The sequence below is a fragment of the Candidatus Brocadia sapporoensis genome, assembly GCF_001753675.2.
Classification (GTDB): domain Bacteria; phylum Planctomycetota; class Brocadiia; order Brocadiales; family Brocadiaceae; genus Brocadia; species Brocadia sapporoensis.
In genome coordinates this window covers 1-15,775 of the sequence record NZ_MJUW02000049.1, presented here as the reverse complement: position 1 = coordinate 15,775, position 15,775 = coordinate 1, and the positions used below count along the sequence as shown (strand labels likewise).

The following is a 15,775-nucleotide window of genomic DNA, read 5'->3' as shown; positions in this document are numbered from 1 at the left end:
TGTCCAGCCTCAATGACCTCACCACCCCGCAACGAATGGCTGACGGCATGGATCTTCCCCTCTCCGGCATAGCCTTGTACCTGGTAGCGGCTGGTAAACTAGGCCAATCCTTACCATGTAGTTTTCGAAAGGTTCCCAAAAATAACCATGTTTCCCATGCCGTGCAGGGACAGGCTTGAAACCTGCCCCTGCAATAAATACCATTCATGCAAAATGTTTTCAAAAAACTAAATCATTACGAATAATTTGATTGTGAATTTTTATTTTATTTAAACGGGTTATAGGGTGGCACGGACAAACGTTGTTTGTCCGTGTGATATATTCCAAATCCGCGTCACAGGGTCGGCCACCAAATACCCGTTGACAGGGAAACTCCCTACCGTAAAACGTTTCAAAATCAGATCATTTATCATCATGCGGTGCTCTTTGGACAATGCGTGTATGACATGCATTCTCGGAATGAGCGCGAATTTGTGAAAAGGAATTTCGTAACCATTTAGTTTTCGCAAAATTCCCAACAATAACCATGTTTCTCATGCCGTGTAGGGGCAGGCTTGAAACCTGCCCCTACAATAAATACCATTCGTGCAAAATGTTTTTAAAAAACTAAATCATTACAAAAATTCCTCCCGAAACTCAACGTTGTCCGGTTAGAAATTCGCAGGTACGGTTTTGTCATACCCGAACGCTTTTATCGGGTATCCCGTGAACCCTGAACTTCCTGGATTCCCGCTAAAAACATGCGGGAATTACATCTCGAGAGCAATAAAACAAGACACGCAAATTTCTAACCGGACAACACGGCCTGAAACAAAAAAAGCTTGCAATCTTTTTTATTTTTTGGTAGGACAAAGGCCGTCGAAATTTTTGCCGTCTTATCCACGCGCTTCAAGACCGTTAGCTACGGGAATTCCCGATCGTGTCTTTCAAAGATATTTTTAACGAAAAACGGATGAATATATCATTAACGATAGTCCGCGATAAAAGAATGTTGTCATTGCAGGCGCCTGCAATGACAATTCATAGATATCTATTTAGGACGTTTGCCATAACGCTGTCAGGGTTCAAAACCCTGACAGCGTTGATTACACGGTTTGGTGTTTCTGGTATTGTCGTACCCAGTTAGCTATTTGAAAAATTTGTACCTTTCTCTGCAGTCAGCATGAAACAAGATATGTAGCGCGGGTGGTTTACTCCCGGTGCCGCCGACCATAAAGAGACTTCGTCGTGGGCTCAGTCGAACGATCGACGCTACCTTTTTCAAAAAACCAAATTGTTCATTATTGTCTTTATCAGCCCGTTCGGGGAGGGAAATGATGGGAAAGAGATGGCCGGTAATGATACCTGATATACCGTGATGTAAAAGGAACTGAAAATAGCCGGAACACGGCTGTGTGCAATATTTTTCAAATCTTGTTTACGTTCAGGAAAAGGGGGGCATCATGGAAAATCCAATAACGAACAAAGAGTTGGAACTGATGAACGCCTACTGGCGGGCGTGCAATTATCTTTCTGTAGGCATGATCTATCTCAAGGAAAACCCGTTGCTCAGGGAAACATTGAAGACAGAGCATATAAAGTACCGGCTGCTCGGCCACTGGGGTACGAGTCCGGCGCTGTCCTTTGTTTGGATACATCTGAACCGGATGATCGTCAAGCACGACCTTGACGTAATTTTCGTGGCAGGGCCTGGCCACGGCGCGCCCGGAGTGCTGGGGCCGGCGTATCTCGAAGGCACCTACTCGGAAATTTACACAGATAAGAGTGAGGACGCAGAGGGGATGCAGAAATTTTTCAAGCAGTTCTCTTTCCCCGGACATATCGGAAGCCACGTTACTCCGGAAACCCCAGGCTCCATTCATGAAGGCGGCGAACTCGGTTACAGCCTCTCGCACGCCTACGGCATGGCGCTCGACAACCCCGACCTCATCGTTGCCTGTGTGGTGGGCGATGGAGAGGCGGAAACCGGACCTCTTGCCACCGCGTGGCATTCCAACAAGTTTATCAACCCGGTGCGTGACGGCGCTGTGCTGCCGATCCTGAACCTCAATGGCTACAAGATCGCCAACCCAACGATCCTTGCACGGATTACCCATCAGGAGTTAGAAGCGCTGTTTGCTGGCTACGGCTATAAACCCTATTTTGTGGAAGGGAGCGATCCCGCGGAAATGCATAAGAAAATGGCGGCCACGCTGGAAGAGGCTATCGGAGAGATCCGCGCCCAGCAGAAAAAGGCGAGGGACTCGAAAACCCCCTCCCGGCCTCGCTGGCCTATGATCGTGCTGCGTTCTCCCAAGGGCTGGACGGGGCCGAAGGAGATCAAGGGACACAAGGTGGAGGGTTCCTGGCGCTCACATCAGGTACCCTTTGCTGACGTGCGCGATAATCCGGAGAATTTGAAATTACTGGAGGGCTGGATGCGCAGTTATAAACCTGAAGAGTTGTTTGATGCGGACGGTAAGCTCGTACCAGAACTCAAGGCTTTGGCGCCAAGGGGGAACCGGCGTATGAGCGCCAACCCGCATGCCAACGGCGGGCTCCTGCGTAAAGAACTCAAGCTTCCTGATTTTCGTAAATATGCTGTAGAGGTGTCTTCCCGTGGCACCATGCAATACGAAAACACGAAACCCCTCGGCGAATACCTGCGCGACGTGATGAAAAACAACATGACGAGCTTCCGCGTTTTCGGCCCGGATGAGACCGCATCTAACCGGCTTCAGGCTATCTATGAGGTGAGCAAGAAGACCTGGATGGCCGATATGTTGCCGGAGGATGCAGACGGCGGCGAGATCGCCCGTGATGGCCGCGTTATGGAGATGCTTTCCGAGCATACCCTCATTGGCTGGCTGGAAGGTTATCTGCTTACGGGGCGCCACGGGTTTTTTCATACCTACGAGGCCTTTGCCCACGTCATTGATTCCATGTTCAACCAGCACGCCAAATGGCTGGATATTTGTAAGAACCATGTGCCGTGGCGGGCATCGGTCGCTTCCGAAAATATCCTGCTGTCGTCCACGGTCTGGCGCCAGGATCACAACGGCTTTTCGCATCAGGATCCCGGGTTCATTGATCTTGTTACCAACAAGAGCCCGTCGGTCACGCGTATCTACCTTCCACCAGACGCCAATACGCTGCTTGCAGTGGCAGACCAGTGTCTGCGCAGCACGAATTGCATTAATGTCATTGTTGCCGATAAGCAGAAACATCTGCAGTTTACCACCATAGACGAGGCGATCATTCACTGCGCCAAAGGGCTTGGCATCTGGGCCAGGGCGAGCACGGATGCGGGCGAAGAGCCCGACGTAGTGCTGGCTTCCTGCGGCGACGTTGCCACCATGGAGGCATTGGCGGCGGCCGCTATTCTGCGTGAGCGGGTGCCGGATCTGAAGCTGCGCTTTGTCAACGTAGTAGACCTGTTCAAGCTGCAACCGGCGTCTGAGCATCCGCACGGGTCAACGGAACGAGAGTTCGACAGCCTGTTCACTACGGATAAACCGATCATTTTTAACTTTCATGGCTATCCATGGCTCATCCACAAGCTCTCGTACCGCTTCAAGGGACATGATCACCTGCACGTGCGCGGTTACAAGGAAAAGGGTAACATCAATACTCCGCTCGAACTGGCGATGCTGAACGAAACTTCGCGTTTCCATCTGGTCATCGATATTATCGACCGTGTGCCAAAGTTGCGCACAAAGGCAGCACATCTAAAGGAGCAAATGAAGAATGCCATCATAGACAATCTGCGTTACGCACATGAGGAAGGCATCGATCGCCCGGAGATTGTCAACTGGACCTGGCCGTATTAAGATATGCGCACAGCAAACGGGTGTGGCACTGATTGTTTGACTGAGCGTTTGTCTGAGTTCACGACAAAGGCTCACGACGAAGTCCCTTGTGGTCTGCTAAGGGCGGAGGATAAACCCTTACGCCACGATTTCGCATTGAAATTCCTTGCACCTTAAAGAGGAAACCGATGAAAATCTATTTCCACGGCGCAACGGGTGACGTAACCGGTTCTGCCTATCACGTGAAAACGAAGCACGCGAGCGTGCTGGTTGATTGCGGATTGTTTCAGGGCGGTAAGGAAGAACGTGCAAAGAATCGTCAACGGGCAAAGCTTGAAAGCGGTAGACTTGATGCGGTGGTGCTCACCCACGCACATCTTGATCATATTGGCCGTTTGCCGTTACTTACCCGGAAGGAGTATCATGGCCCAATCTATGCCACTCAGCCCACGTTCGATGTGGCGCGGTTGATTCTCCGCGATTCTTTTTTTCTCCAAAAAGCAGATCTTGACCGTGAAAACCGGAAAAGAGCACGCTCAGGTCAAACACCGCTCGAACCGCTGTATGAGGAAGAAGACGTGCTTCGTCTGAAGCCTTTGATCAGTCCGGTTGCCTATAATCCGCCGGTGCAGGTTGCGCCGGGCGTTCAGGCGCGTCTGGTCGACGCCGGGCACGTGATCGGCTCGGCCAGCGTCGAGCTGACCGTGGAGGAAGGCGGCAAAAAAAAGGTTGTGGTCTTCTCCGGCGACCTGGGGCCGCGCGGGGCGCCGCTGCTGAACGATCCCGTTCCCTTTGAACGAGCAGACGTCGTTATCATGGAGTCTACCTATGGAGACCGGAATCACCACTCTCTGCAGGAGACGGCCATCGGGGCGCGAAAAATTATCGCAAAGGCGATTGAAGAGAAGGCCAAAATTCTCGTTCCCATATTTGCCGTTGGGCGGACACAATTGCTGCTCTATCTCCTGGCAGGGGCATTCCGCAATAAAACGCTGCCGCGATTCCCGATTTACCTCGACAGCCCCCTGGCGATCGAGGCGACAAAAATTTACGGCAAGCACAACGAGCTGTTCGACCAGGAGGCCAGGGTCATGGTCAAATCCGGTGATCTGCGCGAGAATCTTCAGAGCGCGAAGTTTTGTTCTACCGCAGGGGATTCCAAGGTGCTCAATGATGTGAAGGGTCCATGCATGATCATGGCTGGCAACGGTATGTGCACCGGCGGACGGATCATGCACCATCTAAAGCACAATTTGCATCGTCCGGAGACGGCCGTCCTGATCGTGGGATTTCAGTCACCCGGCACCCTTGGGCGACAACTTGTGGACGGCAAGGAATCGGTCTCGATCTTTGGCGAAGAAGTCGCCGTGCGCGCATCGGTCCACACCATGGGGGGATTCAGCGCCCATGCCGGACAGGACGACCTGCTGAAATGGTTTGCCGCTGTTGCGCCTTCACGGCCCCGCGTGATAATCACGCATGGGGAAGACCGGGCACGAAAAACATTTTCAGAGCTTATCCGTTCACAGCACGGTTTGCGGCCGGAGATACCCAATCTGGGCGACATGATAGAAATTTGAGGTGAAATATGCGCATCGTCGTTGGTTCTGATCATGCTGGATTCGACCTGAAAGAAGAAGTGAAAGCCTTTTTAACCAGGGAGAATCACGAGGTGCTTGACGTGGGCACTCACAGCAAAGATCCTGTAGACTATCCGGACTATGCTGAAGCCATCGGCAAAGCCCTGCGCGAAAACCGTGCAGAGCGTGGCATCCTGCTGTGTGGCAGCGGAGTAGGGGCATCGATGGCAGCAAACAGGATTCACGGCGTTCGCGCCGGGCTATGCCATGACACCTACTCAGCGCATCAGGGAGTAGAGCACGACAACATGAACGTGCTGGTGCTCGGTGGTCGTGTTGTTGGCATTGAGCTTGCCCGTGAGCTGATTCATGCGTTTGTACATGCGAGTTTTACCGGTGAGGGCAGGCATCTGCGCAGGCTCGCCAAGATGACAGCCCTGGAGAACCGGTTGCGCTCCCTGCAGGTCTTTGGACAATCCGTGTGGCTCGATTATATCCGCCGCAGCCTGATCACCAGCGGTGAGTTGCGCCGTCTGATCGATGATGACGGACTGCGTGGCGTAACCTCCAATCCGGCGATCTTCGAAAAAGCCATCGCCGGCAGCGCTGATTACCGCAATGTTTTTGAAACGCCGGAGGCGCGAACGATGGATGCAAAAACGCTCTATGAAAAAATCGTAGTTCGCGATATTCAGGATGCCGCAGATGCTTTGCGACCGGTGTATGATGAGACTTCGAAGCGTGACGGTTATGTAAGTCTGGAGGTGTCTCCGTTCCTTGCGCACGACACGGCGGGCACGATAGATGAAGCGAGACGATTATGGCAAACCGTTGGGCACGACAACCTGATGATCAAAATTCCGGCCACTGCCAGAGGTATTCCAGCCATTCATCAGCTTATCAGCGAGGGGATCAACGTTAATGTGACGCTGCTTTTTTCCCGCGAGGTCTACGAGCAGGTGGTGGAAGCGTATATTGCAGGGCTGGAGAAATTCGCCACCCGCGGCGGTAACCTGAAGCGGGTAGCAAGCGTTGCCAGTTTTTTTATCAGCCGGATTGATACCGCCATCGACACCCTCATAGCTGCGCGGTTGCAGGCAGCGATGACCCCAAAAGAAGAGAACCTTCTGCGCAGTCTTACCGGCAAGGTGGCTATTGCAAATGCCAGACTAACCTACCAGCGCTATCTGGAACTTTTCAGCGGCCCGCGCTGGCAGACGCTGAGCAGCCGGGGCGCACAGACGCAGCGCTTGTTATGGGCCAGCACAAGCGCGAAAAATCCCAACTATCGTGATGTCATATACGTAGAAGAGCTTATCGGGCCCGATACCGTTAACACGATCCCACTCGCAACCTTTGAGGCATTTCGAGATCACGGGCGGCCTCGTGCAAGCCTTACAGAAGATATCGAGTCTGCCTATGATACCATGGAAGCGCTCGCTGAAGCCGGAGTCTCCCTGAAAAAAGTAGCCGACACGTTACTCGCCGAGGGTGTGCAGCTCTTCTCGGATGCCTTTGGCAAGCTGCTGACGGCGGTGAAGAAGCAAAGCAGAGAAGCAGGGACAGGAAAAATTAATCGTATGACTTACCAACTCCCTGAACCCATGGCCGTTGCAGTAAAGGACACATTGGCAGAATGGAGCGCACAGGAGAAGGTGAGAAGGCTTTGGGGCAGGGATGCGTCGTTGTGGACCGGCAAGGATGAAGCGCGGTGGCTCGGCTGGCTTGGCATCGCCAATGACCAGTTGGCCCATATCCAGCGCTTGACCCGGATCGCTGAAATAGCCAGAAACACCGGCTTCTCCCACGTCTTGTTGTTAGGCATGGGTGGATCAAGTCTCTGTTCCGAAGTGATGAAACAGATATTCGGTACCATCAGCGGATTCCCGGAACTTTACGTGCTCGATTCGACCGACCCGGCCCAGGTGAAGGCTTACGAAGAGAAGGTCGATCTGAAAAACACCCTCTTCATTGTTTCGAGCAAATCGGGCTCAACCCTCGAAACCAACATTTTTAAACAGTATTTTTTCGACCGGGTTGCTCAGATCGTTGGTTTAAAGGAAGCCGGAAAACGGTTTATTGCCATTACGGATCCAGGCTCTAGGATGCAGCAGGTTGCCGAAAGCGATGGCTTTCGGCATGTCTTCTTCGGCTGGCCAAATATTGGCGGGCGCTATTCGGCGCTTTCCGATTTTGGTCTGGTTCCTGCGGCCATCATGGGAGTGGATGTGGTGAAGTTTCTGGATAGAACGGAGGAGATGGTCTATGCCTGCATGCCATCGGTTCCGATCGAAGAAAATCCGGGGGTCATGCTTGGTGCTATCCTTGGGGTAGCCGCAGGTAAATTTGGCCGCGACAAAGCCACGATTATTACTTCGCCGGGCATTTATGATCTTGGCGCGTGGCTGGAGCAAATGCTGGCCGGATCAACAGGGAAGGCAGGCAAGGGATTGATTCCAGTCGATCGGGAAATACCCGGAAAGCCTGATGTCTATGGCAACGATCGCCTGTTTGTCTATCTGAGACTGGGCTTGGCGCCGGATGCTGCACAGGACGAATTGATCGAAGCGTTGGAACGTGCCGGTCATCCCGTTATACGCATTGCGATAGACGATCCTTACGATCTGGGTGAAGAATTTTTCCGCTGGGAGATCGCAACCGCAGTGACAGGCTCGATTATCGGCATTAATCCCTTTGATCAGCCTGATGTGGAAGCGAGCAAGATCGCGACACGGAAACTAGCCTCCGAGTATGAAAAAGACGGTACACTTCCCCCGGAAACACCCATCTTCACCGGGGAGGGAATCAATCTCTACACAGATGAAAGGAATACGGATTCCTTACGGACGGTAATGAAAGGTAATCGCACGCTGGCAGGGTATCTCAGGGCGCATCTGAGCCGTTTCAATACGAGCGATTATTTTGCGCTGCTTGCCTATTTGGAAATGAACAAAGCGCATGAGCAGCAGTTACAGGCGATCCGGAAGGACGTGCGCGATGCCGGGAGGATTGCCACGTGTATGGGGTTTGGCCCTCGCTTTCTCCATTCGACAGGGCAGGCTTTTAAGGGCGGGCCGAATACGGGCGTTTTCCTGCAGATCACGTGTGACGATGCAGTTGATGTGCCTGTGCCGGGACAAAAATATACGTTTGGAGTAATCAAGGCAGCCCAGGCGCGAAGCGATTTTCAGGCGCTGCTGGAACGTAGCCGCCGCGCCTTACGGGTTCATCTCGGCTCAGACGTTAGCGCCGGCCTTGCAACATTGCAGAAAGCCATTACTGCGGCGCTGATACCGTAGGGACACGGCGCTCCGTGCCCCTGCAATTTAGGTATAGGAACTTCAAAGTATGTATCATAGCATATCAGACAACCCCCTGAATCCCCCTTTTTTAAGGGGGAACGAGGAAACTCCTCTTTTTTTAAGGGAAAATCGAAGAAATTCCCCCTTAAAAAAGGGGGCAAGGGGGTTGTTTTTGATTAGTATTTGCTGTGTATCTAAAATTCGTTGGGATTTTGTCCCAGGCGGGTTCACATTACAAATTTGAGCCCGATGTTTTATCGTACCAATTCAACCTCGATCTTGTTCTCAGATTTTGCAAATGAATATATATCGTCACCTTGACCAAACAAAGGGTTCAGGCTGCAAACCCACCTGAGAGAAAACCGGGGACAGTTCGTAGGGGCACGGCGCTCCGTGTCCCTGCGATTAATGAGGATTCTATTATTGTCAAAAAGGAGAGGCGAATAAAGATGAATAACAAGAAACCTGCAGAAACAAAATCCGATTTGATCAGCCTGACCGACGAGGAAGGAGTGAAGCAAGTGCTTGTGAACTCCGTCCTCGGCCTTTGGGACGTTGTCAACAATCTCACACGGCTCAAACCATCCCGGCGTGACCGCTACCGTGTTACGATCTTCGGTTCGGCGCGGGCAAAAAAGGGAACCTTCGGCTACGAAGAGACCAGGCGGGCGGCTGCCGCCCTCTCCAGGATGGGATGTGATATTATCACCGGCGGCGGTCCCGGGCTCATGCAGGCAGCTAACGAAGGCGCCGCCAGCGTGCAGGGGCATGCCCAGTCTGTTGGGATTAGAGTCGATTTACCCTTCGAACAGGAAGTCAATGCGTTTGTAACCCAGGCGTTCGAGCATCGGACTTTTTTTACGCGCCTTCACCAGTTTGTGCTTACCTCCGACGCTTTCGTAGTCGCGCCGGGGGGAATTGGTACGGTTCTGGAAACAATGATGATCTGGCAACTCCTGCAGGTGCACCATCTTGAGAATACGCCGCTGGTCCTTGTGGGAAAAATGTGGCCGGGTCTGATCGAGTGGGCGCGCGACTCCATGCTCTCCGCAGACCCTCCTCTGGCGAACGCCGGGGATATGACCATACCGCGCTGCGCGGCAAATGCCGATGAAGCGGTTGCGCTCATACGTGAGCATTACCAGATTTGGCAGTCCGGGCAACATGGGTGAAATAAATGCAGCACGTCGCTGTGTCGCCTCGGTTAAAGAGAAGGAATCACACAAAGGCACAAAACCACAAAGAGCCATAAAAAAGAATCTCGAATGATGAACAAGGAATAAGGAGATATGAAATCATGAGCGAAGAGCTTCCGGTCATTTATCTTGCAAGACATGGTGAAACGGCCTGGAGTCTGTCGGGGCAGTATACAGGCCTTACCGATTTGCCGCTGACCGGGCGCGGCGAACGGAATGCGAGCCGGCTGAAGGAACGCCTGAAAGAGATAACTTTTGCCCGGGTATTTACCAGCCCGCTGCAGCGGGCTGTGCGGACTTGCGAACTGGCTGGTTTTAAAGGTGTGGCGGAGGCCGATCATGACCTTGTCGAATGGGACTATGGCGAATATGAAGGGCGTCTCTCCAGCGAGATACACGCCCAACACCCGGATTGGCAGCTCTTCCGTGACGGCTGTCCCGGAGGAGAATCACCGGCTCAGGTCGCAGCGCGGGCTGATCGGGTAATAGGCAGGGTGCGCAAGATTAATGGGAATGTGCTGATTTTTTCAAGCGGGCATTTTATCAGAGTCTTTACGGTCCGCTGGATCGGACTTGAGCCATCGGTTTCCTGTGCGTTTTTCATGCTCAGCACCGCGAGCCTGAGTGCACTGGGTTATAAACATGATCTTTCACATCCGGTGATACGGCTGTGGAATGATGATCATCACGTCGGTGCATGATTGATCCGTGGTAAAAGAAGAAGATATACTCAAGGAGCGCACAATTTGTGATTTTATGGTCTTGATCCATAGTCGCCATAATCTAACGACGGACGGGCGGACGGGTGGCACGGACAAGTCGTGCTTGTCCGTGTTTTTGTAATACGGCTCTGCGACTTGCGCCCCCAACGATTCATTTTGTAGTATTTATCCCAATTTCAAAGGGAGTGATTCGTAAACAATGTCGTGCAAGTTCAGCATGGAAAAACGGAGTTTTTCCATGCCGCCCTGTTGTCAATATAAAATTCATATGGTATGAACATCTTGAGTATAACTTCAGAAAGGATATTGAAATGAGCGAAAAAAGTATGGCAGCATCCGCAAAAGTGCCGGCGGGTAAGGTCACGGAATCGGAACTTCTCAAACAATACGGGTGCGGACCGGTGCAGTTTGCCGGGACGGCTAACGGATTATACGAACGGCATCTTATTTTTGACAATGTTATCGCCCTGGAAAAGACCGGCGCACGTGAGCGTTTTGAGGCCATTGCCCGTTCGGTGCGGGATGTGCTTTCACAGCGCTGGATAAGCACGGAGGATACGTATCACTATGTAAATCCGAAGCGCGCCTATTATCTTTCCATGGAGTTTCTTATTGGCCGTTCTCTGTCCAACAATGTGACGAATCTCTTGCTCAATGATATTGTCAAACAAATTGCCGTGCAGAAGCATATTGATTTGCTCAGCATGCTCGAACAGGAACCTGACGCAGGCCTGGGGAATGGTGGTCTTGGACGTCTGGCGGCGTGTTTCCTTGATTCAATGGCCACGATGCAGTTGCCGGCCATGGGCTACGGCCTTCGGTATGAGTACGGCATTTTCAAGCAGTCCATCAGGGATGGCTGGCAGCACGAGCAGCCGGACAACTGGCTTCGCCATCCCGACCCATGGGAAGTCGCCCGGCCGCAGGATATGGTTGAGGTCAGGCTGAACTGTTCCTTCGAGATATGCGGCGGTTCGCTGCGTGCGATTAACGGTCAATCTTCCAGTCTGCTTGGTATCCCGTTTGATCGCCCCGTAGTGGGATATGGCGGCAAGACGGTTAATACGCTTCGTCTCTGGGCTGCCGCCGCCCCGGATTATTTTGATTTTCGGCGATTCAGCAGCGGTGACTTTGTTGGCGCTCTGGCTGAGACGCTGACGGCCGAATCGGTCACACGGGTACTCTATCCGGACGACACCACCAGTATGGGACAGGGGTTGCGTTTTATACAGGAGTATTTTCTTGTTGCCTGCTCACTGGCTGATCTTGTGCGCCGGTTTCGGAGCAATAATGCTGATTGGAATACCCTTCCTGAGAAGGTTGCTATACAGCTTAACGATACGCATCCCTCAATGGCGGTGCCGGAATTGATGCGTATTCTGCTTGATGAAGCACATCTCGGATGGGACGTGGCGTGGAACATCACCCAAAAGACCCTGGCGTATACGAATCACACGCTGTTGCCGGAGGCGCTAGAAAAATGGCCGCTCGTGTGGTTTGAAAGGTTGCTTCCGCGTCTGTTGGAAATCATTCTTGAAATAAATCGCCGCCTCCTCAGTGACGTTCGCGGTCAATTTGCCGGCGATGAGGGACGCGTTGAGCGTATGAGTATTGTCGAGGAAGGAGACGTGCGTAAAATTCGCATGGCCAATCTGGCCATCGCAGGCTCGCATAGCACCAACGGCGTGGCAGCGATTCACTCCGGGCTTTTGCGTACAGTGACGGTCAGGGATTTTGCCGAAATGTTTCCGGAGCGTTTCAATAACAAGACAAACGGCGTTACGCCGCGTCGGTGGCTACTGCTGGCTAATCCGATGCTGGCAAATACGATTACCGGAGCTATCGGCGACGGCTGGATCACGGATTTTTCTCAGGTGGATAAGCTCAAACCGCTTGCTGACGATAAAGGTTTTCGCGAAACGTTCCTCAAGGCTAAACGTGCAACAAAGGTTCAATTTGCCGACTGGCTCAAATCAACTAGTGGTCAGACGGTAGATCCGGACAGTATCTTTGATTGCCAGGTTAAACGAATCCACGAATACAAACGGCAATTGCTCAACGCGTTGCGAATCGTGACGCTTTACAACCAGTTGCGCACAAATCCCGGTTTGGACATGGCGCCGCGAACGTTTTTCTTCGCTGGCAAAGCAGCTCCTGCTTATCATCTGGCAAAGGTTATTATCAAGTTTATCAACAATCTTGCCGGCACCATCGATGGCGACCCCGCGATGCGCGGACGGCTTAAGGTCATTTTTCTGCCGGATTATTGCGTTTCGCTTGCGGAGCGGCTCATACCTGCCAGCGATGTTTCCAACCAGATCTCTACGGCAGGTTATGAAGCCAGCGGTACAAGTAATATGAAGTTTATGATGAACGGCGCCCTGACAATCGGCACCCGCGATGGAGCGACTATTGAAATGGCTGAGGAAGCGGGCGAAGAAAACTTTTTCCTGTTTGGACTGACTGCCCGGCAGGTAGCTGACAGCCGCAGCTGGTATAATCCGCACTGGCACTATGATAACGACGCAGAAACACGCTCGGCATTAGACCTGATTTTCTCTGATTATTTCAGCCGATATGAGCCGGGTGTTTTTGCGCCTCTGCGCAACATCCTTTTGAACCGGGGAGACTATTACATGCATTTGGCGGACATCAAGTCTTACCTTGAGGCGGACCGGAGGCTGTGTGGTTTATATGCCGACCGGCATGAATGGGCGCGCAAGGCCATTTTGAATGTGGCCGGTTCCGGAAAATTTTCAAGTGATCGCACGATTGCCGAATATGCCGGTGAAATCTGGCAAGTGAGGCCGTGTCCGGTACTGTGCCCGGTATAGGTTTAAGACCAGATAAAGAGGGGACAACCTAACGCGGTTTTGCCGCAACCAAAACACATGGTCAAAGGAACAACCCCCTAAGTCCCCCTTTGCTAAGGGGGATTTCGGAGTTCCCCCTTAGCAAAGGGGGTGAAGGGGGTTGTGAAAAACTTGCAAAAAAAGAAAGATTTCGCACAGCAATACGATAAAGAAATGTATAATAAAATGAATATCGAACAGGGAATTTCAAATTATGAAGTTTTCTTATCCTTCAACATTCATTATTCCTTGTTCATCATTCGGTATTCTCTTTTATGGCTCTTTGTGCCTTTGTGTGATTATTTCTTTTATTTATAAAAATCTTTTTACCGAAAATGTAAAAATTTATCTCTGAAGACACTATAATGACACACAGGGAGTGAATATGACAACACACGTGAAGCCGCTCCGTAAACGTGCGGCATGGGAAGCGCTTCAAGCCCACTATAAAAAAATTCAGGCGCTGCATCTTCGCACGCTTTTCGCCAATGACCCAGGGCGCGGTGAGCGTATGGCTGCCGGGGCAGCAGGCATCTATCTGGATTACTCGAAAAATCGCATTACTGATGAGACCCTCAGACTCCTTGTTCAATTGGCTGAGGAATCCGGCCTGCGAGAACGAATTGACGCTATGTTTCGCGGCGAAAAGATAAACATTACGGAAAACCGGGCTGTATTACATGTAGCGCTGCGGGCTCCGCGAGAAGCGTCTGTTCTCACGGACGGCAGGAATGTCGTGCCTGAGGTCCATGCCGTGCTCGATAGGATGACAGACTTTTCTAATCGTATCCGGCAGGGTGAATGGAGAGGCCATACGGGAGAACCCATACGCAACATCGTCAATATTGGTATCGGAGGCTCGGACCTTGGACCGGCAATGGCTTATGAGGCGCTCAAACATTACAGCGACCGCCGCATGACGTTCCGGTTCGTTTCAAACATCGACGGCACCGATTTTACGGAAGCTGTTCATGACCTTGCTCCTGAACAGACGCTCTTTATCGTCTCCTCGAAAACATTTACCACCCTGGAGACCATGACGAATGCCCGCACCGCTCGCGCATGGCTGCTCAAAGGGCTTGGCGGAGACGAAAAGTCCGTGGCGAAGCATTTTGTAGCCGTTTCAACGAACGAGGCCGAAGTGAAGAAATTTGGCATCGATACCGCTAATATGTTCGGATTCTGGGACTGGGTCGGCGGACGATATTCAATGGACTCTGCGATCGGCCTTTCTACGATGCTTGCCATCGGTCCGGACAACTTCAGGACGATGCTGAACGGATTCCATCAGATGGATGAGCATTTTCGCATCACTCCGTTTGAACGAAACCTGCCTGTGCTTATGGCTTTGCTGACTATCTGGTATACCGGTTTTTTTGACGCCCATACGGTTGCAGTTTTGCCCTATGATCAGTATCTCAGGCGTTTTCCGGCATATCTTCAGCAATTGACCATGGAGAGTAACGGCAAATATATTACCCTGGATGGAATGAAGGTTGACTATCAGACCAGCCCGATCTATTGGGGTGAACCGGGCACCAACGGTCAGCACTCTTTCTATCAACTGATTCATCAGGGGACGCGATTCATTCCCTGTGATTTCATAGCATTTGACACATCGCTCAATCCTCTCGGCCAGCACCACGATATACTGATGGCGAATGTTTTTGCTCAGGCGGAAGCGCTGGCCTTCGGCAAGACGGCAGAGCAGGTAAAGGCTGAAGGAACTCCGGACTGGCTTGTGCCGCACCGGGTTTTTGAGGGTAACCGGCCGTCGAACATGATCATGGCGGAACGGCTCTCACCCGAAATACTCGGTAAACTCGTTGCCCTTTACGAGCATTGTGTCTTTACTCAGGGTGTTATCTGGCAGATTGACTCGTTCGACCAGTGGGGTGTTGAATTGGGTAAGGCGCTGGCTCAGCGCATCGTCCCCGAGCTTGAAAGCGAGGCTGAACCTGAGCTTGCGCATGACAGTTCGACAAACAATTTGATACATCGCTATCGCAGAGGCAAATCGGGCCTATAGAGCGAAAGTAGGGGCGAAGCATTTGCCAATCAGGATAATGAGCACATTTGTGCCAATTTATGGCAAATGCTTCGCCCCTACATCGCGTGGCACATTGCTATTATTGGAATTTTTTAAAAAACTAACGTGTTACAATACCTGGAATACCTGGCGCGGCTTTGCCGCAACCAAAACACAGGGTTAAAGAAACAACCCCCTAAGTCCCCCTTTACTAACTTAGCATGTCCCACAAATATTACTGGACAAACAGAGCTAAATAAGCTAAACTGGGGTGCATGAGAGAACATGAAAAGACCATTACAGAAA

The 15,775-nt window shown here is 51.8% G+C and carries 8 protein-coding genes; all 8 read left to right on the top strand.

Going from position 1 to position 15,775, the window contains the following annotated elements; all coding sequences use genetic code 11:
* Positions 1-952: 952 nt before the first annotated feature.
* Positions 953-1,126: a hypothetical protein gene (locus tag BIY37_RS13385; protein WP_179129281.1), complete on the top strand. Its 174-nt coding sequence runs from the start codon at positions 953-955 to the stop codon at positions 1,124-1,126.
* A gap of 268 nt (positions 1,127-1,394) precedes the next feature.
* The gene (locus BIY37_RS04360; protein WP_261340831.1) at positions 1,395-3,809 is read left to right on the top strand and encodes a phosphoketolase family protein; all 2,415 of its coding nucleotides are present in this window, start codon (positions 1,395-1,397) and stop codon (positions 3,807-3,809) included.
* Between the two features lie 167 nt (positions 3,810-3,976).
* The gene (locus BIY37_RS04355; RefSeq protein WP_070066613.1) at positions 3,977-5,368 is read left to right on the top strand and encodes an MBL fold metallo-hydrolase RNA specificity domain-containing protein; all 1,392 of its coding nucleotides are present in this window, start codon (positions 3,977-3,979) and stop codon (positions 5,366-5,368) included.
* 8 nt (positions 5,369-5,376) lie between these two features.
* Positions 5,377-8,667, top strand: a complete 3,291-nt coding sequence (locus BIY37_RS04350; RefSeq protein WP_080324844.1) for a bifunctional transaldolase/phosoglucose isomerase — start codon at positions 5,377-5,379, stop codon at positions 8,665-8,667.
* A 452-nt stretch (positions 8,668-9,119) separates the two neighbouring features.
* Positions 9,120-9,842, top strand: a complete 723-nt coding sequence (locus BIY37_RS04345) for an LOG family protein (protein WP_070066612.1) — start codon at positions 9,120-9,122, stop codon at positions 9,840-9,842.
* Between the two features lie 125 nt (positions 9,843-9,967).
* A complete protein-coding gene (locus BIY37_RS04340) occupies positions 9,968-10,567 on the top strand; it encodes a histidine phosphatase family protein (RefSeq protein WP_070066611.1) in 600 nt (199 codons plus the stop codon).
* 347 nt (positions 10,568-10,914) lie between these two features.
* Positions 10,915-13,422 carry a glycogen/starch/alpha-glucan phosphorylase gene (locus tag BIY37_RS04335; RefSeq protein ID WP_420886180.1) on the top strand — a complete coding sequence of 836 codons (2,508 nt, stop codon included), beginning with the start codon at positions 10,915-10,917 and terminating at the stop codon, positions 13,420-13,422.
* 403 nt (positions 13,423-13,825) lie between these two features.
* On the top strand, positions 13,826-15,469 hold the full coding sequence (pgi, locus tag BIY37_RS04325) for a glucose-6-phosphate isomerase (RefSeq protein ID WP_070066608.1): 1,644 nt from the start codon (positions 13,826-13,828) through the stop codon (positions 15,467-15,469).
* Positions 15,470-15,775 lie beyond the last annotated feature (306 nt).